The sequence below is a fragment of the Rhizobium sp. 862_C5_N1_2 genome (assembly GCF_051811205.1).
Classification (GTDB): domain Bacteria; phylum Pseudomonadota; class Alphaproteobacteria; order Rhizobiales; family Rhizobiaceae; genus Rhizobium; species Rhizobium leguminosarum.
This window is the reverse complement of the sequence record NZ_JBPWPT010000001.1, coordinates 1,877,250-1,902,053: the sequence shown is the minus strand read 5'-3', so window position 1 is coordinate 1,902,053 and position 24,804 is coordinate 1,877,250. Positions and strand designations below refer to the sequence as shown.

Annotated in this window: 19 protein-coding genes; 3 read left to right on the top strand and 16 right to left on the bottom strand. The window is 62.1% G+C overall.

What is annotated here, in order from left to right; all coding sequences use genetic code 11:
* Window positions 1-19 precede the first annotated feature (19 nt).
* Complete coding sequence (locus ACD590_RS09660; protein ID WP_017994059.1) at window positions 20-682, bottom strand: invasion associated locus B family protein; 663 nt, start codon at window positions 680-682, stop codon at window positions 20-22.
* Window positions 683-966: 284 nt separating this feature from the next.
* Here ACD590_RS09660 and ACD590_RS09655 point away from each other — a divergent pair, with 284 nt between their 5' ends.
* Both ACD590_RS09655 and ACD590_RS09650 read left to right on the top strand, forming a co-directional pair.
* A complete protein-coding gene (locus ACD590_RS09655) occupies window positions 967-2,769 on the top strand; it encodes an extracellular solute-binding protein (protein ID WP_130652380.1) in 1,803 nt (600 codons plus the stop codon).
* A gap of 67 nt (window positions 2,770-2,836) precedes the next feature.
* A complete protein-coding gene (locus ACD590_RS09650; protein WP_028731931.1) occupies window positions 2,837-3,508 on the top strand; it encodes a DsbA family oxidoreductase in 672 nt (223 codons plus the stop codon).
* Between the two features lie 17 nt (window positions 3,509-3,525).
* On the opposite strand, the gene ACD590_RS09645 is transcribed toward ACD590_RS09650, so the two are convergent.
* From ACD590_RS09645 to ACD590_RS09635, 3 genes are all read right to left on the bottom strand, one after another.
* The gene (locus ACD590_RS09645; RefSeq protein ID WP_439002487.1) at window positions 3,526-3,993 is read right to left on the bottom strand and encodes an OsmC family protein; all 468 of its coding nucleotides are present in this window, start codon (window positions 3,991-3,993) and stop codon (window positions 3,526-3,528) included.
* An 88-nt stretch (window positions 3,994-4,081) separates the two neighbouring features.
* Window positions 4,082-7,585 carry a transcription-repair coupling factor gene (gene mfd, locus ACD590_RS09640; RefSeq protein WP_018242002.1) on the bottom strand — a complete coding sequence of 1,168 codons (3,504 nt, stop codon included), beginning with the start codon at window positions 7,583-7,585 and terminating at the stop codon, window positions 4,082-4,084.
* Complete coding sequence (locus ACD590_RS09635; RefSeq protein ID WP_018242001.1) at window positions 7,582-7,887, bottom strand: succinate dehydrogenase assembly factor 2; 306 nt, start codon at window positions 7,885-7,887, stop codon at window positions 7,582-7,584. The genes mfd and ACD590_RS09635 overlap by 4 nt, the downstream gene beginning before the upstream one ends.
* Window positions 7,888-7,979: 92 nt before the next feature.
* Between ACD590_RS09635 and recG the strand changes: the two genes are divergently transcribed.
* Window positions 7,980-10,085 carry an ATP-dependent DNA helicase RecG gene (gene recG, locus ACD590_RS09630; RefSeq protein ID WP_439003522.1) on the top strand — a complete coding sequence of 702 codons (2,106 nt, stop codon included), beginning with the start codon at window positions 7,980-7,982 and terminating at the stop codon, window positions 10,083-10,085.
* An 81-nt stretch (window positions 10,086-10,166) separates the two neighbouring features.
* Here recG and ACD590_RS09625 read toward each other — a convergent pair whose 3' ends face one another.
* The 12 genes from ACD590_RS09625 to ACD590_RS09570 form a co-directional block, all read right to left on the bottom strand.
* Window positions 10,167-10,874 carry a DUF502 domain-containing protein gene (locus tag ACD590_RS09625; RefSeq protein ID WP_018241999.1) on the bottom strand — a complete coding sequence of 236 codons (708 nt, stop codon included), beginning with the start codon at window positions 10,872-10,874 and terminating at the stop codon, window positions 10,167-10,169.
* Between the two features lie 135 nt (window positions 10,875-11,009).
* Entirely contained in the window at window positions 11,010-12,836 is a 1,827-nt protein-coding gene (gene glmS, locus ACD590_RS09620; RefSeq protein WP_131703142.1) for a glutamine--fructose-6-phosphate transaminase (isomerizing), read from the bottom strand.
* A gap of 108 nt (window positions 12,837-12,944) precedes the next feature.
* The gene (gene glmU, locus ACD590_RS09615) at window positions 12,945-14,306 is read right to left on the bottom strand and encodes a bifunctional UDP-N-acetylglucosamine diphosphorylase/glucosamine-1-phosphate N-acetyltransferase GlmU (protein ID WP_131606737.1); all 1,362 of its coding nucleotides are present in this window, start codon (window positions 14,304-14,306) and stop codon (window positions 12,945-12,947) included.
* 164 nt (window positions 14,307-14,470) lie between these two features.
* Window positions 14,471-15,256 (bottom strand): FadR/GntR family transcriptional regulator, encoded by a 786-nt coding sequence (locus ACD590_RS09610; protein ID WP_018241996.1) that lies wholly within the window; start codon window positions 15,254-15,256, stop codon window positions 14,471-14,473.
* Window positions 15,257-15,272: 16 nt separating this feature from the next.
* Complete coding sequence (yjfF, locus tag ACD590_RS09605; RefSeq protein WP_065277512.1) at window positions 15,273-16,241, bottom strand: galactofuranose ABC transporter, permease protein YjfF; 969 nt, start codon at window positions 16,239-16,241, stop codon at window positions 15,273-15,275.
* Window positions 16,238-17,251 carry an ABC transporter permease gene (locus ACD590_RS09600; protein WP_439002486.1) on the bottom strand — a complete coding sequence of 338 codons (1,014 nt, stop codon included), beginning with the start codon at window positions 17,249-17,251 and terminating at the stop codon, window positions 16,238-16,240. The genes yjfF and ACD590_RS09600 overlap by 4 nt, the downstream gene beginning before the upstream one ends.
* The gene (gene ytfR, locus ACD590_RS09595; protein WP_439002485.1) at window positions 17,248-18,771 is read right to left on the bottom strand and encodes a galactofuranose ABC transporter, ATP-binding protein YtfR; all 1,524 of its coding nucleotides are present in this window, start codon (window positions 18,769-18,771) and stop codon (window positions 17,248-17,250) included. The genes ACD590_RS09600 and ytfR overlap by 4 nt, the downstream gene beginning before the upstream one ends.
* Window positions 18,772-19,001: 230 nt before the next feature.
* Entirely contained in the window at window positions 19,002-19,964 is a 963-nt protein-coding gene (ytfQ, locus tag ACD590_RS09590; protein WP_003559333.1) for a galactofuranose ABC transporter, galactofuranose-binding protein YtfQ, read from the bottom strand.
* A 145-nt stretch (window positions 19,965-20,109) separates the two neighbouring features.
* Window positions 20,110-21,186 (bottom strand): BMP family ABC transporter substrate-binding protein, encoded by a 1,077-nt coding sequence (locus ACD590_RS09585; RefSeq protein ID WP_018241992.1) that lies wholly within the window; start codon window positions 21,184-21,186, stop codon window positions 20,110-20,112.
* Window positions 21,187-21,235: 49 nt separating this feature from the next.
* A complete protein-coding gene (locus ACD590_RS09580) occupies window positions 21,236-22,156 on the bottom strand; it encodes an ABC transporter permease (protein WP_439002484.1) in 921 nt (306 codons plus the stop codon).
* Window positions 22,153-23,238, bottom strand: coding sequence for an ABC transporter permease (locus tag ACD590_RS09575; RefSeq protein WP_183620410.1), 1,086 nt, complete (start codon window positions 23,236-23,238; stop codon window positions 22,153-22,155). The genes ACD590_RS09580 and ACD590_RS09575 overlap by 4 nt, the downstream gene beginning before the upstream one ends.
* Complete coding sequence (locus ACD590_RS09570) at window positions 23,228-24,796, bottom strand: ABC transporter ATP-binding protein (protein ID WP_439002483.1); 1,569 nt, start codon at window positions 24,794-24,796, stop codon at window positions 23,228-23,230. The genes ACD590_RS09575 and ACD590_RS09570 overlap by 11 nt, the downstream gene beginning before the upstream one ends.
* Window positions 24,797-24,804 lie beyond the last annotated feature (8 nt).

Here is a 24,804-nt window from a genome sequence, read left to right as displayed (position 1 = left end):
TTTAGTGATGGCGGCAGGATTACTGCGCCTTGGCTGCCTTCTGGGCGTCTTCCAGTTTCTTGCGGGCTTCCTCGGCCTTCTTCTGCATGCTGTCCTGCAGGCTGCGCTGGCTTTCGGCAAGCTTGGATTCGGAAACTGGTTCGCCGTCATACGCGCCAGTGAAGCCTTCAAGCGAAATCTTGATCGGGTTCGGAGCGCGGCGGAAGTTGATCGAGGTGAAGATCACGTCGCTGCCCTTCTTGAGGCTGGCGATCATCGCGTCGGTCAGCGGAATTTCGGCGGTGCACTTGTCTGGCAGGCAGACAGCGTAGTCGAGCTTCTGGCCCTTGCCGCCGTCGATCTGCATGATGACGCCGGGAGGAACGAGGCGTGCCGTGGGAACCGAGACCTGCAGGAGCTTGCGGTTGATCTTGCCGGAAACCGAGATCAGGCCGACGGCCGTAACGAGCTGGCCGCCATTGGCGAGGATCAGGTTCTGGACAACACAGATGTCGTTGTCTTCCTGCTTGCTGCAGGTCTTGTACCAGCCGAGCTTCGGCGCTCCTGCGGCCTGTGCCGGGGCATCGGCCGGAGCCTGCGCCGCCGCATCCTGTGCGAAGGAGGAGACCGGAGCCGAAGCGCCGAACACCACCGCCAGAACGGACAGTGCTGCCCGCATTTTCTTTTCAGACTTGAACATCATAACGAATTCCGTCTCCTGATATCCGTTCGGGGCAGCGTCTTGCCGCCCCAACCATCGGGTCGTTCGGCACTCCACCTCTTAAAAAAATAAGGCAAATGCATGACCCCGAAACTTCGGGTTCACCTGTTACATCGCAGCGTTCAAGATATCCAGCATTTCTTTGGCAATTTGAGGTGCATTTCGTCGCGATGCCAAAGAAATCGCCGCTCCGTGTTGGAATCGGTCGACCCCATGATAATCTCCGCGGTGAATCATGCCCGTTTTCACGGATCAAGGATTGCCGAATGCTCCGGATCGTCGTCCCCCTCGTCCTCTCGCTGCTGTGCGGCACCGTCGCCGCCGAGCCGCTGCATGGCATCGCGATGCATGGCGAGCCGGCTTTGCCGGCCGATTACAAACACTTCCCTTACGTCAATCCCGACGTGAAAAAGGGCGGCAAGATCACCTATGGCGTGGTCGGCACCTTCGACAGCCTCAATCCGTTCATCCTGAAGAGCATGCGCACGACGGCGCGCGGCATGTGGGATCCGGACTACGGCAATCTCGTCTACGAATCGCTGATGCAGCGCTCCAGGGACGAGCCCTTCACGCTCTACGGCCTGCTCGCCGAAACGGTCGAATGGGACGACGACCGGAGCTTCATTCAATTCGACCTCAATCCGAAGGCGAAATGGGCCGATGGCCAGCCGGTGACGCCCGAGGATGTGATGTTCACCTTCGAGCTGATGCGCGACAAGGGCCGCGTGCCCTTCGCCAACCGCCTCAACGTCGTCGCCAAGATGGAAAAGGTCGGCGAGCGCAGTGTGCGTTTCACCTTCAACGACAAGGCCGACCGGGAGACGCCATTGATCTTCGGTCTCTTCCCGGTGCTGCCGAAACATGCGATCGACCCCGAAACCTTCGACCGTTCGTCGCTGACGCCGCCGGTCGGCTCCGGTCCCTACAAGGTGAAGACGGTGAAGCCCGGCGAGAGCATCACCTATGAGCGCGATCCGAACTACTGGGGCAAGGACATTCCCGCCAAGGTCGGCACCGACAATTACGACCAGATCACCGTCCAGTATTTCCTGCAGGATACGACGCTGTTCGAGGCCTTCAAGAAGGGCGATGTCGACATCTATCCCGACGGCAATCCCGGTCATTGGGCCAATGCCTATAATTTCCCCGCCGTCACCTCGGGGGCTGTGGTCAAGGACGTGTTCACGCCGAAACTGCCGAGCGGCATGCTCGGCTTCGTGTTCAACACGCGCCGACCGATCTTTGCCGATCCCAAGGTGCGCGAAGGCCTGTCGCTGGTGTTCGATTTCGAATGGGCCAACAAGAACCTCTATTCCGGCGCCTACAAACGCACCCAGAGCTTCTGGCAGAATTCCGAGCTGTCAAGTTTCGGGGTTCCCGCCAATGCGGCCGAGCTTGCCCTGCTCGGGCCGATCAAGGACAAAATTGCGCCGGAGATTCTCGACGGCACCTACAAGCTGCCGGTCACCGACGGCTCCGGCCGCGACCGCAATGTGCTGAAACAGGCCGTCGAGCAGCTGAAACAGGGCGGCTACACGATCCAGGGCGGCAAGATGCTCGATGCCTCCGGCCGCCAGCTCGCCTTCGAGATCATGACGCAGAATGCTGACCAGGAGAAACTTGCTGTCGCCTATCAGCGTTCGCTGCAGACGATCGGCATTGCCGCTTCGATCCGCACGGTCGACGATTCGCAGTATCAGAGCCGGACGAACAGCTTCGACTTCGACATGATCATGAAGTCCTACACGTCCTCGCTATCGCCTGGAAACGAACAGCTCGGCCGCTGGTCTTCGGCCGCGAAGACCCGCGAGGGCAGCGACAGCTTCGCCGGCGCTGCGGACCCCGATCTCGATGCGTTGATCGATCACCTGCTCCGGGCGCGCTCGGCCGAGGATTTCACCGCGGCGGTGCGCTCCTACGACCGGCTGCTGCTGTCCAGCCATTACGTGCTGCCGCTCTATCATATGGGGCAGCAATGGGTGGCGCGCAGCAAACGCATCGGCCATCCCGATACGGTGCCGCTCTACGGCTACCAGCTGCCGCTCTGGTGGGATACGAGCGCCCAATAAGAAGCAGCCGGACCGCTCCGGCTTGAATGTCTCCCTTGGGGAGACGCACAGAATAAGGAAAATCATCATGGAGCGTATCACCATAGACGTCGTCTCGGATGTCGTCTGCCCCTGGTGCTATCTCGGCAAGGCGCGGCTGGAGCTCGCCATCGCCGAGGTGCAAGACCAAATCGGCGTCGACATCAACTGGCGGCCGTACCGGCTCAATCCCGACTATCCCAAGGAAGGCGTCGACCAGAAGAAGGCGCTGGCTGAGAAGCTCGGCGGCGAGGAGCGCGTGGCGCAGGCGCACAAGATGCTCTCCGATTACGGCCGCGAGGTCGGCATCGCCTTCGATTTCGAGGCGATCAAGATCGGCCCGAACACGCTCGATGCGCATCGGCTGATCCACTGGGCGATGATCGAAGGCCGCGAGAAGCAGGACAAGGTCGTTGCCGCACTGTTCAAGGCGAATTTCGAGGAAGGCCGCAATGTCGGCGACCATGCGGTGCTGCTCGATATCGCCGAGAAGGCCGGCCTCAACCGTTCGGTCATCGCCTCGCTGCTTGCTTCCGAGGCCGATCGCGATCTGATCGTCGCCGAGATCCAGGCAGCGCAGGAGATGGGCGTCAACGGCGTGCCATTCTTCATCTTCGACCAGCAATATGCCGTCAGCGGTGCACAGACGCCTGACGTCCTGGCGAACGCGTTGCGCGATATCGCCAAGGCGAAAGCCGAGGCACGGTCAGGCCTCAACTGACGTCGACGGCCCCAGCTCTAGCCTAGAACCGGAACACAACGCACCTCGGTCTTCACCGAATTGGCGATGAAACATTCGTCGTGGGCGCGATGGTGCAGGGCTTCGAGCTCGCTGAACGAGGGCTGCTTTTCGCCGCTGAAGACGACATGCGGACGGAGCGTCACGACGGTCATGGCAAGACGGCCGTCGGCATTCTTCTCCATGATGCCCTCGGCAGCATCGGTATAGCTGTCGACGCAAAAGCGCTGTTTGGCGGCGATCGACAGGAACCAGAGCATGTGGCAGCTGGAGAGCGAGGCGACGAAAGCCTCCTCCGGATCGACGGCATCCTCGGCGGAATAGGGCAGCGGAACGACATGCGAGGACGAGGATGCCTTCACCTCGATGCCGCCGTCGAAGGTCCAGCGGTGGGCACGGCTGTAGCGGTTGTCGGTGAAGGTTTCGCCGTTCCGCTGCCAGGCGATCGTTGCGCCGTATGTTCCCATCTCTATCTCCTTTTTCCATGCAATTCCCCGGCAAAATCGCTTCGCGCTTTGCCCAGCAAAACCGCGGCACAGTTTTGCTGGAATTGCTCTATTTCGCCAGTTCCGCCAGTTGCGTCATGATAACAGCTGCGCCCTGCAGGCGTTTTTCCGGCGTCGGCAGGTCGCGGGTCAGGAACAGGCTGTGATCGGGGCGGATCTTCGCCATCGTGCCCTGCTTGCCGATATAACCGACGAGGTTTGCCGGGTTGGGGAATTCCTTGTTGCGGAACTGCACGACGACGCCCTTCGGGCCGGCATCGAGCTTTTCGACATTGGCGGTGCGGCAGAGCGACTTGATGTAGACGATCTTCAGCAGATGCTGGACTTCGATCGGCATCGGGCCGAATCGGTCGATCATCTCGGCGCCGAAGCCATCGATCTCCTTGAGCTCGGTGATTTCGCCGAGACGGCGATAGAGCGCCATGCGCAGGTGCAGGTCGGGCACGTAGCCTTCCGGGATCATCACCGTCGTGCCGACCGAGATCTGCGGCGACCAGCCGGTGTCGTGGATCTCGTCGACACCCTTGACCTCGGCAACCGCCTCTTCCAGCATCTGCTGGTAGAGCTCGAAACCGACCTCCTTGATGTGGCCGGACTGCTCCTCGCCGAGCAGATTGCCGGCGCCGCGGATATCGAGATCGTGGCTCGCCAGCTGGAAACCGGCGCCGAGCGTATCCAGCGACTGCAGCACCTTGAGGCGGCGTTCGGCGGTGGCCGTCAGCACCTTGTTGACCGGCAGGGTGAAGAGCGCGAAGGCGCGCACCTTCGAGCGGCCGACACGGCCGCGCAGCTGATAGAGCTGAGCAAGGCCGAACATGTCGGCGCGGTGGACGATCAGCGTATTGGCCGTGGGGACATCGAGACCGGATTCGACGATGGTGGTGGACAACAGCACGTCGTAGCGGCCTTCATAAAAGGCGTTCATGATGTCTTCGAGTTCGCCGGCCGGCATCTGGCCATGGGCGATGGCGACCTTCAGCTCCGGCACATCCGATTGCAGGAAGGCATGCACGTCCTCGAGGTCGGCAAGCCTAGGGCAGACATAGAAGCTTTGGCCGCCTCGATAATGCTCGCGCATCAACGTCTCGCGGATGACCAGGCTGTCGAAGGGCGAGATGAAGGTGCGCACCGCCATGCGGTCGACCGGCGGCGTCGTGATCAGCGACAGTTCGCGCACGCCGGTCATGGCAAGCTGCAGCGTGCGCGGGATCGGCGTTGCCGACAGCGTCAACACATGCACGTCGCTCTTCAGCTCCTTCAGCCGCTCCTTGTGCTTGACGCCGAAATGCTGCTCCTCATCGATGACGAGCAGACCGAGATTGGCGAATTTGATGCCAGCGCCGAGCAGCGCATGGGTGCCGACGACGATATCGGTCTTCCCCTCAGCCACTTCCTTCTTGGTCAACGCCAGCTCCTTGGCGCCCACAAGGCGCGAGGCCTGCTGGATGCGCACCGGCAGACCGCGGAAACGCTCGGAAAAGGTCTTGAAATGCTGGCGGGAAAGCAGCGTCGTCGGCACGACGACGGCGACCTGGGCACCGTTCATCGCCGCGACGAAGGCGGCGCGCAGCGCCACTTCGGTCTTGCCGAAACCGACGTCACCGCAGACCAGACGGTCCATCGGCCGGCCGGCGCCGAGATCGGAGCGCACCGCCTCGATGGCGTTATCCTGGTCCTCGGTCTCGTCATAGGGGAAGCGGGCGGCGAATTCGTCGTAAAGGCCTTCAGGCGTCGTCAGCATCGGCGCATGGCGCGTCAGGCGCTCGGCGGCGATTCGGATCAGCGCATCGGCCATGTCGAGCAGGCGTTTCTTGAGCTTGGCCTTGCGCATCTGCCAGGCGCCGCCACCGAGCTTGTCGAGTTGGGCTTCGGTGCCCTCGCCGCCATAGCGCGAGAGAAGATCGATGTTTTCGACCGGCAGGAAAAGCTTGGCCTCGTCGGCATATTGCAGTTCGAGGCAGGCATGCGGAGCACCAGCGGCCTCGATGGTCCTCAGCCCTATAAAGCGGCCGATGCCATGTTCGGCGTGGACGACGATCGAGCCCTCGTCGAGGCCCGCGACTTCCGAGATGAAATCGGCTGCGCGCTTGCGGCGCTTGGAGCGGCGCACCATGCGGTCGCCGAGGATGTCCTGCTCGCCGATGACGACGAGGTCGCCGGCCTCGAAGCCGGCTTCGAGACTGAGCACGGCAGCGGCCGCCTCGCCTCTCGCCAGCGAACCGACATCCTTCAGCGCCTCGATCGGCTTGACCTTTTCCAGGCCGTGCTCGTTCAGCACCTGCAGCAGCCTCTCCAGCGAGCCTTCGGTCCAGGCGGTGACCAGCACTTTCGCGCCGGCGGCACGGCGATCGGCAATATGCTTGACGACGACGTCGAAGATGTTGATGCGTTCGGCATCGCCGCCGCCTTCGGCGTTCGAACGCGCCCAGCGCTGGCCCTGGCGGGCGTCGACATTGACGACCCGCCGCGCCTCACCCTCATGTTCATTGAAGGGGCTGATACGGATCGCGCCGAGCGCGTCCAGGGTTTTGACGAAAAGCTTGCTGTCGAGATAGAGCTGGCCCGGCGTCACCGGCTTGTAAGGCGTGCCCTGCGTCATCTGGCCCTTGGTCGGCTGGCCGGAATTCAGGCGGGCGTCGTAATAATCGAAAACGAGCTTGGAGCGCTCTTCTGCTGCCTCACGCACCGTATGGTCGATGACGATCCGGAAGCCGCTGAGATAATCGAAGACGGTATCGAGCTTCTCGTAGAAAAGCGGCAGCCAATGCTCCATGCCGGGGTAACGGCGGCCTTCGGAGACGGCGAGATAGAGCGCGTCGTCGCGTGTGGTCGCACCGAAGGCGGAGAGGTAATTCTTGCGGAAGCGGCTGATCGTATCCGGCGTCAGCGTCACTTCGCTCATCGGGTTGAGATCGAGGGATCGCACCTGCCCGGTCGTACGCTGGCTGGCCGGATCGAAGCTGCGGATGCTTTCCAGCGTATCGCCAAAGAAATCGAGGCGGACCGGCTCTTCGGAACCCGGCACGAAGACGTCGAGAATGCCACCGCGCACGGCATATTCACCGACCTCGCGAACGGTCGCGACCCGCTCGAAGCCATTGCGCTCCAGGCGACCGGCGAGATCGTCCATGCGCAGCTGGTTGCCGGGACGAGCCGAAAAAGTCAGGCTTTCGATGACATCCTGCGGCGCCACCTTCTGCAGCATGGCATTGGCGGTGACGAGCACGATTGCCGCGTGCGGCTTCTTGCGATGGGCGATGAGGCCGCCGAGTGCGGCAAGCCGGCGGGCCGAGGTGTCGGCACTCGGCGAGACGCGGTCATAGGGCAGACAGTCCCAGGCCGGCAGGGTGAGAACCGGAATGTCGGGGGCGACAAAGCCCAGCATCTGTTCCAGATCGGCCATGCGGTGGCCGTCGGACATGACATAGGCGACCGGCTCTCCCGTTCGGGCGAGCTCGGCGAGCAGCAGCGTCTCCAGACCTGCCGGCACATTGCCGATCGTCAGCGGCTCGGCAATGGCCGCAAGCTTCTTCGCATCGAAACCAGGGATCATTCCGGCGTCCTGAGGGGCTTGTCGAAATCGGGCTTGTAGGCGGCGATGCGGGCAAACATCGGTGTCTGGAAACGCTCAGGCACCGGCCATGTTCCCATGATCCAGCGGACGAGATCATTGTCCTCTTCCGCCATGATCGTCTCGAACTCGTCGAGTTCGGCTTCCGACAGATTCGCGACCTCGGCTTCGGCGAACTGGCCGAAGACCAGATCCATCTCGCGAATGCCGCGATGCCAGCAGCGGAAAAGGATTCTGCGGCGGCGCGGGTCAAGACCGGCACTCGTGAGCGTGACACCTGTCATGGCATTACCTTCCTGTTGATGCGCCTCTATAGACCCTGGAAAGCGGCTTGTCAGCCTTGCCAAGGCCGCATTGTTCATCGCATTTTGGCCACATGCGCCCCGCCATTCTCGATCCTCTGTTTTCCCCCATTTCGGGCCTTCCGGGCGTCGGCCCGAAGATCGCCGACCTGCTGGTCAAGCTGCTCGGGCGCGAGACGCTGGAAGATTGCCGGGTCATCGACCTGCTCTTCCACGCGCCCTTTTCGCTGATCGACCGGCGCAACCAGCCTGGAATCGCGCGCGCGCCGCAGGGCGCGATCGTGACGATCACGGCGCGCGTCGACCGGCACCAGCTGCCGCCGCGCGGCAAAAGCAACATTCCCTATCGCGTCTTCCTGCATGACGAGACCGGCGAGCTGACGCTGGTCTTCTTCCGCGGACAGGCGGCGTGGCTGGAAAAACAGCTGCCTGTTGACGCGGAGGTGACGGTCAGCGGCAAGATCGACTGGTTCAACGGCCGCGCCTCGATGGTGCATCCCGATTATATCGTCAGGGCGGACGAGACGGAGAGCCTGCCGCTGGTCGAGCCGATCTATTCGCTGACGGCGGGGCTCTCGCCGAAGACGCTGCGCAAGATCATCGACGCCGGCCTGCCGCGTTTTCCCGAGCTGCCGGAATGGATCGACCTGGCCTTGACTGAGAAACAGGGCCTGCCGTCGATCCGCGACAGTTTCCACATGCTGCACGAGCCGCGCGACCCTACCGATATCGACCCGCAGGCCCCTGCCCGGCGGCGGCTTGCCTATGACGAGTTCCTCGCCGGACAGCTGTCACTGAGCCTGGTGCGGCAGAGGCTGCGCAAGGTGGCGGGCCAGCCGGTGCATGCGACCGGCGCCATCAGCAGCAAGATCCTGAAGGCGTTGCCCTTCTCGCTCACGTCAAGCCAGAACGAGGCGATCGCCGAGGTTTTGAAGGATATGGCCGGCAACGAGCGCATGCTGCGGCTGCTGCAGGGCGATGTCGGTTCCGGCAAGACGCTGGTGGCACTGATGGCTATGGCGGCGGTGATCGAGAGCGGCGGCCAGGCCGTGCTGATGGCGCCGACCGAAATCCTGGCGCGGCAGCACCACGCGACAGTCTCGAAATTCGCCGCCGCCGCCGGACTCAGCATCGAGGTGCTGACCGGGCGCACCAAGGGACGCGAGCGGGAGGAAATCCTGGAGCGCATCGCCTCGGGTGCTGCCCAGATCATCATCGGCACGCATGCGCTGTTCCAGGACAGTGTCGCCTATGCCAATCTGATGCTTGCCGTCGTCGACGAGCAGCACCGTTTCGGCGTGCATCAGCGCCTGCGGCTGACCGCCAAGGGCCTCTCGCCGCATATGCTTGTCATGACGGCGACGCCGATCCCGCGCACGCTGGTGCTCGCCGCCTTCGGCGATATGGACGTCTCCAAGCTCACCGAAAAACCGGCCGGCCGCAGGCCGATCCAAACGATCACCGTGCCGATGGAACGGACCGGCGAAATCGTCGGCCGACTGCAAAGCGCGATCGCCGAGGGCAAGAAGGCCTATTGGATCTGCCCGCTGGTCGAGGAGTCCGAGGAGCTCGATCTGATGTCGGCCGAGGAGCGGCACGCGACGCTGGTCTCGGCACTCGGCCCGGATGTCGGCCTCATCCACGGCCGCATGAGCGGGCTGGAGAAGGACGCGGCGATGATGGCGTTCAAGAACGGCGAGACCCGGCTGCTCGTCGCCACCACCGTCGTCGAGGTCGGTGTCGACGTGCCGGATGCGACGATCATGGTGATCGAACATGCCGAACGCTTCGGCCTGGCGCAATTGCATCAGCTGCGCGGCCGCGTCGGGCGCGGCGACGAGGCCTCGACCTGCATTCTTCTCTACAAGGGACCACTCGGCGAGACCGGCCATGCCAGGCTTTCGATCATGCGGGAGACGGAGGATGGTTTCCGCATTGCCGAGGAGGACCTGAAGCTGCGCGGTGAAGGCGAATTGCTCGGCACGAGGCAATCGGGCACGCCGGGTTTCCGCATCGCCAGTCTCGAGGCGCATGCCGACCTGTTAGAGATCGCCCGCAAGGACGCCGCCTACCTCATCGAGCGGGATCCGGAACTGACCACGGAGAGGGGAACGGCGATCCGCACCCTGCTCTATCTTTTCCGCCGCGACGAGGCGATTCGGTTTCTCAGGGCTGGATAAAGCGCGCCGCGGCGCGCTTTAAGTCTTTGTTCTATGCATGTCGTTAACTCAAAACCGCTGAACACTTTTGGGCGACATGCATCAATCCGCTTTGGAAACCGCCACCGGCTTCGGCCGCGGCAAATGCTTCTGCTTGGGATCGGCCGGCTTGTGTTCGGGCGCCACAAGCCCGCCTGAAATCAGGTACTTGGCGGCGTCTTCCGGCGACATATCGAGCATGACGATCTTCTCGCGCGGCACGAAGATGAGGAAGCCGGCTGTCGGCACCGGCGTCGGCGGCAGGAAGACGGCGACCATATCCTGGCCCATGGCATTGAACTTCGAAGCGATTTCGCCCTTGGCGTCGGTGGCGATGAAGATCAGTGCCCAGAGGCCGGGACCCGGATACTCGATGAGGCCGACCTTCTTGAAGGAGTTCGCCTGTTCCTTCAGCACGGTTTCGAAAATCTGCTTCACGCTTCTGTAGATCGTGCGCACCAGCGGCATGCGTTGAACGATCGATTCGCCGAACCGGACGATGCTCTGGCCGATGAGGTTCTTGCCGAGGAAGCCGACGACGGTGATCAGGATAACGGCGGTCAGCAGACCGAAACCGGGAATGGCGAAATTGAGATAGCTTTCCGGATTCCAGCGCGCCGGAATATAGGGCCGGACCCAGCTGTCCGACCAATGGATGAAGGTCCAGGTCAGCCAGATGGTGATCGCGATCGGCGCGCAGATGATCAGCCCTGCGAGAAAATTATTCCTCAGCCGGGTCGCGACCGGCATTCTGGGGGTGTTGTCGGTCATCGTTTCCTGATGATCTCCATCTCAGTCGTGGACAGGCCGGTACGCCGGCCCTTCCCCCTTGTCCGTAGACCAAAATTGCCAGAATTCGGGGCCTGGCACAATATGTTTCGGCGCGAAGGTCCCGGCCTTACAGGCTTATTCCACGGTCACGGATTTCGCCAGGTTACGCGGCTGGTCGACATCGGTGCCCATGAAGACGGCAGTGTGATAGGCGAGCAGCTGGATCGGCAGCGAGAAGATCATCGGCGCGATAATTTCGTCGACCACAGGCAGGGTGATCGTCGCCATGGTCGGCAGTTTCGAGGCGGCCGCGCCGGCCTCGTCGGTGATGAAGATGATGCGGCCGCCGCGGGCTGCGACCTCCTGCATGTTCGAGACGGTCTTTTCGAAGAAACGGTCGTAAGGGGCGATGACGATGACAGGCATGTTCTCGTCGATCAGCGCGATCGGTCCGTGCTTCAATTCGCCGGCGGCATAACCCTCGGCATGGATATAGGAGATTTCCTTGAGCTTCAGCGCGCCTTCCATGGCGAGCGGGAAGCTGGTGCCGCGGCCGAGATAGAGCACGTCCTTGCACTTCGACAGCTCGCGCGACAGGCTTTCCATCTGCGGCTGGATAAGGTTCAGCACACGGCTCATGATGCGCGGCATTTCGGCGAGATGGCGCACCAGCGCCCTCTCCTCGTCGGCACTCACCGTGCCGCGCGCCTTGCCGGCGCCGATCGCCAGCGCTGCCAGCACCGCAAGCTGGCAGGTGAAGGCCTTGGTCGAGGCAACGCCGATTTCGGGGCCGGCCATGATCGGGAAGACGGCGTCGGATTCGCGCGCGATCGTCGATTCGCGGACATTGACGACCGCGCCGATTTTCAACCCGTTATCGCGGCAATAGCGCAGCGATGCCAGCGTATCGGCAGTCTCGCCGGACTGCGAGATGAAGAGTGCTGCCTGCGACGGCGACAGCGGCATTTCGCGGTAGCGAAACTCGGAGGCAACGTCGATCTCAACAGGCAGGCGGGCATAACGCTCGAACCAGTATTTGCCGACGAGGCCTGCGAGATAGGCGGTGCCGCAGGCCGAGATCGCAAGTCCGGTTGACGCCTTGAAGTCGATCGCGGCGGCATTGGCGCCGATCGTGTTCTCGGCGAAATCGACATAGTGGCTGAGCGCGTGGGAGATGACCTCCGGCTGCTCGTAGATTTCCTTTTCCATGAAATGGCGGTGGTTGCCCTTGTCGACGACATAGGCGGTCGCCTGCGAGATCTGGCGGGCGCGCTTGACCGGCTTGCCGGCGAAATCGAGCACTGCGACACCGTCCCGGGTGAGAACGGCGAAATCGCCGTCGACGAGATAGGTGATCTCGTTGGTGAAGGGCGAGAGCGCGATCGCGTCCGAGCCGAGGAACATCTCGCCGCGGCCGTAGCCGACGGCAAGCGGCGGTCCGGAACGGGCGGCCATGATCGTGCCGGGATGAGCCTTGAGCATAACAGCCAGCGCATAGGCGCCGGTCACCCGGTTCAGCATCTTCAGCATGGCGTCGCGCGGCTCGAGGCCCTCGCGCAGGTATTTCGCCAGCAGATGGGCGACCACCTCGGTATCGGTCTGGGTCTGGAAGACCGAACCCTCCTCGGTCAATTCGTCGCGAAGCTCGGAGAAATTCTCGATGATGCCGTTATGGACGACGGCGACGCCTTCGACGAAATGCGGATGGGCATTGGTCTCGTTGGGAACGCCGTGGGTCGCCCAGCGCGTGTGGGCGATGCCGACGGTGCCGGGCAGCGGTTCGCTGTCGAGGCGCTTTTCCAGATTGAACAGCTTGCCCTCGGCGCGGCGGCGATCCATCACGCCGTCATGAATGGTGGCGACACCGGCGGAATCGTAACCGCGATATTCGAGACGCTTCAGCGCATCGACCAGGCGCCCGGCAACAGGCGCAGTTCCGACGATCCCCACAATGCCGCACATGCAATATCCCCACTCGGTCTCAACAATGAGGCCAGTCCTAACGATTCCTGCTTATTTCTCAATCACCTCGGCGGTCACTTTGAATTTCCGCCGGTTACGCAAGGCCTGTCAGGCTTTCGCCTTCTTCGCCGCCTTGATGGCGAGCGCGCGTTCGCGCAGCAGCGTCGCGCGGCCGGGTTTGATCTCCTGCCGGGCGCGGCCGAGCGCCAGCGCGTCGGCCGGAACATCGACGGTGATGACGCTGCCGGAGCCGATATAGGCGCCGTCGCCGATCGTCACCGGCGCGACCAGCGAGGAGTTGGAACCGATGAAGGCGTTTTCGCCGATCACCGTCTCGCTCTTGTTGACGCCGTCATAGTTGCAGGTGATCGTGCCGGCGCCAATATTGCTGCCGGCGCCGATGACGGCATCGCCGATGTAAGTCAGGTGGTTGACCTTGGCGCCCTCGCCCAGCCGGCCGTTCTTGACCTCGCAGAAATTGCCGACCTTCGCGCCGTTGGCGAGATCGGCACCCGGCCGCAGCCGGGCGAAGGGCCCGACGGTCGCACCCTGGCTGACATGGGCGCCTTCGATATGCGAGAAAGCATGAATGACGGCGCCGCTGTCGATCACCGCGCCGGGACCGAAGACGACGTTCGGCTCGATCAGCGCATCCTGGCCGATGACGGTATCGTAGGACAGAAAAACCGTTTCCGGTGCGATCATGGTGACGCCGGCCAGCATCATCTCGTGGCGGCGGCGCTCCTGCCAGAAACGCTCGATGACGGCGAGTTCGGCACGGGTGTTGCAGCCGGTCATCTCGATCTCGGGAGCGTCGACGGCGGTGACGCGTCCGCCGAGCGAACGAGCGATCTCGACGAGATCGGTCAGATAGAATTCACCCTTGGCATTGGCATTGCCGATGCGCGCGAGAAGATCGAGCGCCTTTCTGCCGTTGATCGCCATCAGCCCGCTGTTGCACCAGGTGACGGTGCGCTCGGCATCGGTCGCGTCCTTCTCCTCGCGGATGGCGATGAGTTCGCCGTCCTTGACGAGCAGGCGGCCGTAGCCGGTCGGGCGGTCGGTGTGGAAGCCGATGACGACGACATCGCTGCCATCGGCAAGGCCCTGGCGTGCGGCTTTGAGCGGCCCGTCGGTCTGGAGCGGCACGTCGCCATAGGTGACGAGGATATCGTCGTAACCCTTGGCGATCGCGTCGCGCGCCGCCAGCACCGCGTGGCCGGTGCCGAGGCGTTCCTTCTGCAGATAGGATTCGATGCCGACGCCGTCGATGCTTGCGGCCTTCGCGACGTCCTCGGCGTCACGGCCGACGACAAGGGCGACGGACGAGATGCCGGCGGAGGCGACCGCCTCGACCACATGGGCGATCATCGGCCGTCCGGCGACCGGATGCAGCACCTTCGATTTCGAGGATTTCATCCGCGTGCTGTCACCGGCGGCGAGGATGACGGCAAGACAAGTGCGTTCCATGATTTGCTCCGCGAATCCGCGCCATGAGGCGGCTTTATCGCCTCATACTGCATAATTCCCCAAATCGGAATCGATTTAAGGATAAATTACGCAGCCATTCAAAGTGCTGCAGCGGCCTTTGCGGCTCTCGAAAAGACGCGCGGCGCTGTCGGAAAGCAAAGCCTTCACAAAGGTGAAATCGCGGCCGAAATCGGCCCCGTGACGGCGTCGGAACCGCGGGCCACGAAGGCTTCGTGCACATGAACGCGGCCATCCAGGATGACGTCCTCCATCGCGCGGCGCGCGGCGGCGTTATCGCCGGAAACGATCGCATCGACGATGCGCATATGGGTGTCGGCGATATTGGCGAAGCCGTTTTCGGTTGGCGGCGTGCTTATGCGGAACATGCCGACGAGAGCCGCTTCGATGAGGCTGCCGAGCGTCCGCATGAAGGGATTGTGCGAGGCTTCGGCGATCGCGAGGTGAAAACGAAGGTCGGCGAGTGCGAGGCTGTCGGCCGTATGACCGGCCGCGGCCATCTCGAGCGCCAGCCCACGCAGCATCTCGATATCCTCGGCATTCGCCCGCTCGGCGACGAGACCAGCGGCGAAGGGTTCGAAGGCGAGTCGAATATCGTAGAGCTGCAGCAGAAACTCTTCGGTCACACCATTATCGAAGTGCCAGGCAATGATCTCGCTGTCGAACATGTTCCAGAGGTTCTTCTCGGTCACACGCGTGCCGACCCGCGCCTTAGCGACGACCATGCCCTTGGCGGCAAGCGTCTTCATCGTCTCACGCAAGACGGTGCGGGACACTTTGAAACGCTGCGCCAGTTCCGTGTCACCTGGCAGGATCGAGCCAACGGGATAGGTGCCGGCGACGATCGCCTTGCCGAGTTCGTCGACGACCTGGGCGTGGCTCGTCCGGGTTCTGCGCCCCGTCTTGCGTGTCTCGTCCAATTTGTAGCGCAAGCGATCCGTCTCCCCCTCAGGCGTACCTCTTGTTCAGACTGGAAACGAACAGGATGGCTTTCTGCATCAGGATGAATGCAAATAGCAGAAGGCCAATCAGGATCTTGGTCCACCAGCTCGACAGCGTACCGTCGAAGGTGATGTAAGTCTGAATGAGCCCCTGGATCAGGATACCGATCAAGGTTCCCGCCACGAATCCCGCTCCTCCGGTCAGCAGCGTCCCTCCAATGACCACCGCCGCGATGGCATCGAGTTCGACGCCGACTGCTGCAAGAGAATATCCGGCAGAGGTGTACAGCGAAAAAACGATCCCGGATAGGCCTGCAAGAAAGCCCGACAGCGCATAGATCTGGATTGTCGTGCGTCCGACCGGCACGCCCATCAGCCGCGCCGTCTGCGTGCCGCCGCCGAGTGCATAGACGTTGGTGCCGAAGCGGGTGCGCTGGGCGATGAAGATGCCGACCGCAAAGACCAGAAGCATGATGCCGCCGATCAGCGTCAGCCGCCCGCCGCCGGGGAGACGGTAATAGAGGCTCGTCAGCGTCGAATAATATTCGTGATCGATCGGAATGCTGTCGATCGAGAGCACGAAGGCCATGCCGCGTGCCAGGAACATGCCGGCAAGCGTGACGATGAAGGCCGGCATTTCCAGATAGTGGATGATCGCGCCCATGATACCGCCAAAGGCAGTCGTGATGACGAGCACGATCGCAAAGGCGAGCAGCGGATGGATCGCGGTTTTCTGCAGGATCACCGCGAGGAACACGCCCGTAAAGGCGATGACCGAGCCGATCGACAGATCGATGCCGCCCGAAATGATGACGAAGGTCATGCCGACGGCGGCGATGCCGAGAAAGGCGTTGTCGGTCAAAAGATTGCCGATGACGCGCGTCGACAGAATGTTCGGATATTGCAGCGCGCATCCGGCATAGGCGAGCACGAAGATGACGATGGTCGCAAGCAGCGGCAGGTATTTTGAGTTCATTTCGGCTGCTCCCTTCCGCCCTGCCGGCGGCTGGCGAAGATGGCGAGCGATTGCACCGCCGGCGACTGGATGACGAGGATGACGATAATGATGACGGCCTTGATGATCAGGTTGAATTCAGGCGGGAAGCCGGCGGACAGGATGCCGGTATTCACCGCCTGAATGATCATCGCGCCGATCAGCGATCCGAGAATGCTGAAGCGACCGCCGAGCAGCGAATTGCCGCCGACGACGACGGCCAGGATCGCGTCGAGTTCCAGCCATAGGCCGGCATTGTTGGCATCGGCGCCCTTGATGTCGGCTGCAACGATGATGCCCGCAATCGAGGCGCAAATCCCGCTCAGCATATAGACCGCCATCAGCAGCACCGGCGTTTGAATGCCGGAGAGCGTGCTGGCGCGGCGATTTATGCCGACGGCCTCGATCAGCATGCCGAGCGCCGTGCGGCGAACGAGCAGGATGACGAGCAGGCCGACGAGAAGCCAGATGACGACAGGCATCGGCAGGAGCAGCAGCGAACCGCTGCCGAAGAAGGTCAGCCCGTCATCGTTGAAGGTCAGGATGGCGCCTTCGGTGATCAGCTGGGCGATGCCGCGGCCGGCCACCATTAGCACCAGCGTGGCGATGATCGGCTGGATGTTGAGGACTGCCACCAGGAACCCGTTCCAGACGCCGCAGGCAAGCCCAATCGCAAGTGTCAGGATAATGGTGTAGGCAACTGAATTTCCTGAAACAATCGACGATGCGGCGACGGCGCCGCAGATCGCGATGACCGCACCGACGGACAGGTCGATGCCCTTGGTGGCAATGATCAGCGTCATGCCGATCGCCAGCAGCGCCACCGGCGCGCCGCGGTTCAGCACATCGATCAGGCTGCCATAGAGCCGGCCATTCTGAACAACGACATTAAAAAACTGCGGTGACGTGATGAAATTCAACAAAAGAATGACAACGAGCGCAATCAATTGCGGCGCCAGGCGATATGCCAGCGCTTTCACGGAGGACCTCATGCATCCTCCATCTTGTGTTCGGCGGCGGCAATGGCTTCGACGATGCCGGCAGCGGTGATACGCTCGCCTGTCAGTTCAGCGATATGCTGTCTGTCGCGAAGTACGATGACACGTGAACTATAGGCGACAAGCTCTTCAAGTTCCGAGGAAATCACGATCAGCGACATGCCGCCGGCACAGAGCTCTTCGATGAGCCGGATGATCTCGGCATGGGCGCCGACATCGATGCCGCGGGTCGGCTCGTCGAGGATCAGAAACTTGGGATTGGTCGCCAGCCAGCGGGCGAGGATCGCCTTCTGCTGATTGCCGCCGGAGAGCAGCCGGATAGGCTTCTCGCGATCGGTGGTGCGGATATCGAGCGCCTTGATGTAGCGGTCGGCAAGCGTATTCTGTTCGGCGCGCGAGAGCGGCCGCGTCCAGCCGCGGCGAGCCTGCAGCGCAAGTGCGATGTTCTCCCTGATCGACAGGTCGCCGATGATGCCATCGGTTTTGCGGTCCTCGGGGCAGAAGCCGAAACCCTTTGCGATCGCGGTGCGCGGACTCGAAAGCGTGACCGGCTGGCCGTCGATCGTGGCGCTGCCGCTGTCGGCATGCTCGATGCCGAAAAGCAGTTCGGCGGTTTCGGTGCGGCCGGAGCCGAGCAAGCCGGCAACACCGACCACCTCTCCGGCGCGCACCTCAAGGTCGAATGGTTTGACCTTGCCGCGTTTGCCGTAGCCTGCGAAACGATATCGGACCTCGCCTGCCGCGAGGCTGTGTTGCTTGACCGTCTCCTCGACATGCGCCAGTTCGCGACCGAGCATCATGGCGATCAGGCCCTGGCGCGGCAGATCGGCGACCTCGCGGGTACCGACGAGCTTGCCGTTGCGCAGCACGGTAATGCGGTCGCTGATCGCATAGACCTGCTCGAGAAAATGGGTGATGAAGACGATGCCCAGGCCGCGCTTCTTGAGGTCTTCGATGATGCGGAAGAGCAGCGCCACCTCCTGATTGTCGAGACTTGCTGTGGGCTCATCGAGGATCAGCACCTTGCCTGAAAGATCAACGGCACGGGCGATGGCAACCACCTGCTGGACGGCGACGGAGAAACGGCCAAGTTCGGCGGTGACGTCGATATCGACGCCATAGCCGGCGAGCAGATCGCGTGCCTTGCGGTTCATCGAACGCACGTCGGTCATGCCGAACCGCCTTGGCTGGCGTCCGAGAAAGAGGTTTTCGGCGACGCTCAGATTGGAAAGGAGATTGACCTCCTGATAGACCGTGCCGATACCGAGCTTCTGGGCGGCGAGCGTATTGGCCGGATTGATTTCCTGGCCGTCCAGCGTCAGGCTGCCCTCGTCGCGATGATAGGCGCCGGTGATGCACTTGATCAGCGTCGACTTGCCGGCACCGTTTTCGCCCAGCAATGCGTGCACCTCGCCTCTGCGGAGCGTGAAATCGACCTTATCCAGCGCCACTGCGCCGGGAAAGAATTTCGATATTCCGGAGGCCGCGAGAACGTTCTCGAAATCGTGAATCATAAGGGTCTGTTTTCCTGATATTGACGGCAAAAGCCGCGCCGCGGCCGGACATGACGTCCCAAGGCGGCAAAGGCAGTTCCGCACCGGTCCATGACGGGCCGGTGCGGTTCTACAGCGCCGCCTGTGTCTTTCGAGACGCATAAGGACGCTGTAGCGCTTTGAATTGCTGCATGATTTTATCCCGAAATCGAGTTCCGATTTAAGGAATTATGCAGCGGTGTCACATCAGATCAGTAGCCCTGACCCTTCTTCTCTTCGTAGACCTTCATCGGTTCGTCGGCAGGCGTGTAGAGCTTCGACTCAGTCTGGATCCACTTGGCCGGAGCCTTCTTGTCCTTCAGATAGGCTTCGAGCGCATCGAAGGCCGGACCTGCCATATTCGGTGTCAGCTCGACCGTGGCATTGGCCTCGCCTTCGGACATCGCCTTGAAGATATCGGGCACGGCGTCGATGGAGACGACGAGGATATCCTTGCCGGGCTTCAGGCCGGCTTCCTTGATCGCCTGGATGGCGCCGACGGCCATGTCGTCGTTATGGGCGTAGAGAGCGCAGATATCCTTGCCGCCATTCTCGGCCTTCAGGAAGCTTTCCATGACTTCCTTGCCCTTGGTGCGGGTGAAGTCACCGGTCTGGCTGCGAACGATCTTGAGGTTGTCGTGGCCGGCAAGCGCCTCTTCGAAGCCCTTCTTGCGGGCGATGGCCGGCGACGAGCCGGTGGTGCCCTGAAGCTCGACGACATTGCACTTCTTGTCGCCGACGGTCTTGACCAAGAAGTCGCCTGCGACCTTGCCTTCATGGACCAGGTCTGACGTCACCGCCGTCAGGTAGAGATCGTCGGGAGCCTTGATGGTACGGTCGAGAAGGATGACCGGAATCTTGGCTTCCTTGGCTTCCTTGAGAACGTCGTCCCAGCCGGTTTCGACGACCGGAGCAATGAGAATGGCATCGACGCCCTGAGCAATGAAGGAGCGCAAAGCCTTGATCTGGTTTTCCTGCTTCTGCTGCGCATCGGCAAACTTCAGATCGATGCCGCGCTTCTTGGCCTGCTCCTTGGTCACAGTCGTTTCAGCCGCACGCCAGCCCGATTCCGAGCCGATCTGCGAGAAGCCGACAGTGAGGCCGGCGGCCGAAGCAGAACCGAACATGCAGGCAGCCAGAATCGTGGCACTCAAAAGTGCAGTCTTCAATTTCATGATTTCCTCCCAATGCCGCATCTCGCGGCGCAGGGTCAAAAAATCATATAGTATTACTTTTGTAAATCGGAATCTTGGGATGCATTGCAGCAAAAAAAGAGCGCCCACAGGGGCGCTCTTCGCATCTGCGAGACAGCTTGCGGGATTATTTGCCCGGCAGCTTGTCGTCGACGCCTTCGATGTAGAAGTTCATGCCGAGCAAAGTGCCGTCATCGGCCTTCTCGCCGGCCTTCAGCCAGGGCGTGCCGTCCTGCTTGTTGATCGGGCCGGTAAAGGGATGCAGCTCGCCTGATTTGATCTTGGCTTCGGTTTCCGAGGCGAGTTTCTTCACATCGTCGGGCATGTTGGTATAAGGCGCCATCGTCAAGATGCCGTCCTTCAGGCCGTCCCAGCTCTGCTCGGACTTCCAGGTGCCGTCGAGAAGCGCCTTGACGCGCTTGGAGTAGTAATTGCCCCAGGTGTCGATGATCGCAGTCAACTGGACGTTCGGGCCGGCCTTGATCATGTCCGAAGCTTGGCCGAATGCCTTGACGCCGCGTTGTTCGGCGACCTGCATCGGAGCCGTGGTGTCGGTGTGCTGGGCGAGGATATCGACGCCCTGGTCGATCAGCGCCTTGGCGGCGTCAGCTTCCTTGCCCGGATCGAACCAGGTATTGACCCAGATGACCTTCATCTTGAAGTTCGGGTTGACCGACTTGGCACCGGCTTCGAAGGCATTGATGCCCATCACCACCTCAGGGATCGGGAAGGTGGCGATATAGCCTGCCGTACCGGTTTTCGAGAGCTTGCCGGCGATGATGCCGCTGATATAGCGACCTTCATAGAAGCGCGAATTGTAAGTCGCGACGTTGTCGGCGGCCTTGAAACCGGTCGCATGCTCGAACTTCACCTTCGGGAACTTCTTGGCGACGGCAACGGTGGCGTCCATGTAGCCGAAAGACGTGGTGAAGATCAGCGAGCAGCCGGAGCGGGCCATGCGCTCAATGGCGCGTTCAGCATCCGGGCCTTCCGGGACGCTTTCGAGATAGGGCGTCTCGATCTTGTCGCCGAATTCCTTCTCGACCTGGAGGCGGCCGTTCTCATGGGCCTGCGTCCAGCCGCCGTCGGTGCGGGTGCCGACATAGACGAAGCAGACCTTGGTCTTGTCGGCGGCCTCGGCGGCCGAGCCGATGCTCAGGACGAGGGCAGCGGTTGCTGCGAGAGCAAGTGCTAGTTTTTTCATTTTGATCCCTGTTGGTTGGAAGTTTCGAAACCCGTCTTTTTGTTGTTGCTCACCGGTCGGGCACAAAGGCCTTGCCGAGCGATGCCGGCGTATTGATCAACGTCGTGCGTCGATTATGCGAGATGATGATGAGGACCACAACCGTCGCCGCGTAGGGCAGCATCGATAGGAACTGCGAGGGAATGCCGATACCGAAGGCTTGCGCATGCAACTGAAGGATCGTCACCGCGCCGAAGAGATAACCACCGGCCAGCAGACGCCACGGCCGCCAGGAGGAGAAGACCACAAGCGCGAGTGCGATCCAGCCGCGCCCGCCCGACATGTTCTCGGTCCATTGCGGCGTATAGATCAGCGATAGCTGCGCGCCGGCAAGGCCCGAGCAGGCGCCGCCGAACATCACGGCGAGGTAGCGCATGCGGATGACGTCGATGCCGAGCGCATGTGCGGAGGCGTGATTATCGCCGATGGCGCGGATCTTCAGGCCGGTGCGGCTCCTGAACAGGAACCAGTTGACGGCGATGACGAGCAGGATCGACAGGTAGAAGATCAGATCCTGCTTGAAGAGGACCGTTCCGATATAGGGAATGGCTGAAAGCACCGGGATTTCGATCGGCAGCAGCCGGATGCCGGGGGCGCCGACGAAGGCTTCGCCGAGCATGCCGGAAGCGCCGAGGCCGAGGATCGTCAGCGCAAGGCCTGTTGCCACCTGATTGGCGACGAGCGTCAACGTCAGGAAGGCGAAGAGCCAGGAAAACAGCGCACCGCTGACGATGCCCCCGACAATGCCGATATAGGCCGAACCGGTGAGCTGTGCCGCAGCAAAGGCGCCGACCGCACCCATGATCATCATGCCTTCGACACCGAGATTGAGAACGCCAGAACGCTCGGTCACCAGTTCACCGAGTGCGGCGATGACGAGCGGTGTGGAGGCGGTGATGACCGTCAGCAGAATGGCTTCGAAGATGCTCATGCCGCCCTGCCCCTTAGCCGCGACCAGACAATGCGGATTTTGTAATAGATCAGCGTATCACAGGAGAGCACGAAGAAGAGCAGCAGACCCTGGAAGACGCGGGTGACCTTGTCGGAAACGCCGAGCGAAAGCTGTGCTGCCTCGCCGCCGAGATAGGTCAACGCCAGCACCAGGCCGGATGCGATGATGCCGAGCGGATTGAGGCGGCCGAGGAAGGCGACGATGATGGCGGTGAAGCCGTAGCCCGGCGAGATCGCCGGCTGCAAATGGCCGATCGAGCCGGAAACCTCGCTGATGCCGGCAAGCCCGGCAAGCGCGCCGGAAAAGAGAAAGCTGAACCAGATCATCTTCTTGGAGGAGAAACCGGCAAAGCGCCCTGCCCGTTCCGATTGGCCGAGCACGACGATCTCGAAGCCTTTCAGCGTATAGCGCAGCATGAACCAGACGCCGATTGCGGCGACAATGGCGAAGATGAAGGCCCAATGGGCTCGGCCCGATTCCTCCCAGATCGCCGGCAGCACCGCTTCCGGTGCGAAATCGCGCGAGACTGGAAAGTTGAAGCCCTTTGGATCGCGCCAGGCGCCGCGGATCAGCCAGTCAAGGAAGAGCTGGGCGATATAGACCAGCATTAACGACGTCAGGATCTCGTTGGTATTGAAATGCGCCTTCAGCAGCGCCGGAATGGCGGCGAAGAGCGCACCGCCGAGCGCACCAAGAACTAGCATCAGCGGCAGCACGAGCGGCGAATGCCAGTCGTAGAAGACGATCGGCAGATAGGAGCCGGTGATGGCGCCGATGGTGAACTGGCCTTCGGCGCCGATATTCCAATTGTTCGAGCGATAACAGACGGCCAGGCCGACGGCGATCAGGATCAGGGGCGCGGCTTTGATCGCCAGCTCGTGCAGCGACCAGACCTCGAGCAGCGGCTCGATGAAGAAGGCGTCGAGTGCCTCGACCGGGTCCTTGCCGAGCATGGCGAACATGATGGCGCCGAACACCAGCGTCAGGACAAGGGCAAGCAGCGGCGAGACGAAGGCGAAGAGCTTCGAGACGTCGGGCCGTTTTTCAAGTTCAATGCGCATGGGGCGCCTCCGGGCGAGAGCTGCTCTCGTGCAGGCCGCCCATCAGCAGTCCGATCCTTTCCCGCGTCAGTTCGCCTGCCGGAAACGGGCGGGAAAGACGGCCTTCGCAGATGACGGCAATATCGGTCGCCACTTCGAAGATCTCGTCTAGATCCTGGCTGATGACGACGACAGCCGAACCAGCTCTTGCGAGATCGACGAGCGCCTGGCGAATGCGGCTTGCAGCCCCGGCATCGACGCCCCAGGTCGGCTGGTTGACGACGAGTACTGCGGGCTGCCGGTCGAGCTCGCGGCCGACGATGAACTTCTGGAGGTTGCCGCCTGACAAGGAGCCGGCAGCCGGGTCATCGCCGCTCTTGCGGACATCCATCGCCTCGGAAATGCGCCTTGCGGCAGATTTCACTGCCGCGTGGCGGATGATGCCGAGCAGGCCCAGGAACGCCTTGCGGTCCGACTGGCTGCGGGCAAGGACGAGATTGTCGGACAGTTTCATGGCGGAGACGGCGGCATGGCCGTGGCGCTCCTCCGGGACGAAGCCGGCGCCGAGAAGACGGCGAGCGGTAATGCCCTGATTGCCCACGTGCTTTTTGCGGATGACGATCGCCTCGGCCGAAGCAACCGGATATTCGCCGGACAGAGCGTCGAAGAGTTCACTCTGCCCATTGCCCGCGACACCGGCGATGGCGAGGATCTCGCCCGAGCGCACCGCCATCGACACATCGCGCAGCGGCATGGCGAAGGGTGTGCGGGCTGCGACGGAAAGGTTGGCAACGGCAAGCTGCACCTCGCCCTTGTCGCTACGCTCCGGATGCGTCACGGTCGCCACCTCGCTGCCGACCATCATGCGGGCGAGCGAGGCCGGCGTTTCATGCTTGGGATCGCAGGCGCCGGTCACACGGCCATGGCGCAGCACAGTGGCGCGATCGCAGATGCGCTGCACTTCCTCCAGACGGTGGCTGATATAAAGAACCGAACGCCCCTCGGCGCGCAGCTTGAACAGCGTCTCGAACAGCTTGTCGGCCTCCTGCGGCGTCAGCACCGAGGTCGGCTCGTCGAGGATGATGAGTTTCGGGTTCTGCAGCAGTGCGCGGACGATCTCGATGCGCTGGCGTTCGCCGACCGAGAGATCGGCGACATGGGCATGCGGATCGAGCGGCAGGCCGTAGGCGATGGACAGCGCCCTTGCCTCCTCGGCGATTTTGTCGATCGGGATAGCGTCATCGAGCGACAGGGCGATGTTTTCGGCCACCGTCAGCGCCTCGAACAGCGAGAAATGCTGGAAGACCATGCCGATGCCGAGCTTGCGGGCCTCCCCTGGCGAGGCGATCGCGACCGGCTGGCCCTGCCAGAGGATATGCCCGCCCGTCGGCTCGAGAACGCCGAATAGCATCTTCACCAGGGTGGATTTGCCTGCACCGTTTTCGCCGAGAAGCGCATGAATTTCGCCCGGCGCGATATCGAGATCGATTTCATTGCAGGCTGCAAAGCCACCGAAGAACTTCGTCAGCTTCTGAACCGATAATAACGCACCGGAATCCGGCACATTCAATGGCGACACGTTCCCCT

Coding starts and splice junctions, on each gene's coding strand:
- ytfR (WP_439002485.1), bottom strand. CDS start 18,771: ATGATTCACGATTTCGAGAACGTTCTCGCGGCCTCCGGAATATCGAAA.
- ACD590_RS09575 (WP_183620410.1), bottom strand. CDS start 23,238: ATGCGCATTGAACTTGAAAAACGGCCCGACGTCTCGAAGCTCTTCGCC.
- mfd (WP_018242002.1), bottom strand. CDS start 7,585: ATGATCCCTGGTTTCGATGCGAAGAAGCTTGCGGCCATTGCCGAGCCG.
- ACD590_RS09635 (WP_018242001.1), bottom strand. CDS start 7,887: ATGACAGGTGTCACGCTCACGAGTGCCGGTCTTGACCCGCGCCGCCGC.
- glmS (WP_131703142.1), bottom strand. CDS start 12,836: ATGTGCGGCATTGTGGGGATCGTCGGAACTGCGCCTGTTGCCGGGCGC.
- ACD590_RS09645 (WP_439002487.1), bottom strand. CDS start 3,993: ATGGGAACATACGGCGCAACGATCGCCTGGCAGCGGAACGGCGAAACC.
- ACD590_RS09600 (WP_439002486.1), bottom strand. CDS start 17,251: ATGAGGTCCTCCGTGAAAGCGCTGGCATATCGCCTGGCGCCGCAATTG.
- ACD590_RS09650 (WP_028731931.1), top strand. CDS start 2,837: ATGGAGCGTATCACCATAGACGTCGTCTCGGATGTCGTCTGCCCCTGG.
- ACD590_RS09585 (WP_018241992.1), bottom strand. CDS start 21,186: ATGAAAAAACTAGCACTTGCTCTCGCAGCAACCGCTGCCCTCGTCCTG.
- glmU (WP_131606737.1), bottom strand. CDS start 14,306: ATGGAACGCACTTGTCTTGCCGTCATCCTCGCCGCCGGTGACAGCACG.
- ACD590_RS09580 (WP_439002484.1), bottom strand. CDS start 22,156: ATGAGCATCTTCGAAGCCATTCTGCTGACGGTCATCACCGCCTCCACA.
- ACD590_RS09625 (WP_018241999.1), bottom strand. CDS start 10,874: ATGACCGACAACACCCCCAGAATGCCGGTCGCGACCCGGCTGAGGAAT.
- ACD590_RS09655 (WP_130652380.1), top strand. CDS start 967: ATGCTCCGGATCGTCGTCCCCCTCGTCCTCTCGCTGCTGTGCGGCACC.
- yjfF (WP_065277512.1), bottom strand. CDS start 16,241: ATGAACTCAAAATACCTGCCGCTGCTTGCGACCATCGTCATCTTCGTG.
- ytfQ (WP_003559333.1), bottom strand. CDS start 19,964: ATGAAATTGAAGACTGCACTTTTGAGTGCCACGATTCTGGCTGCCTGC.
- ACD590_RS09660 (WP_017994059.1), bottom strand. CDS start 682: ATGATGTTCAAGTCTGAAAAGAAAATGCGGGCAGCACTGTCCGTTCTG.
- recG (WP_439003522.1), top strand. CDS start 7,980: ATGCGCCCCGCCATTCTCGATCCTCTGTTTTCCCCCATTTCGGGCCTT.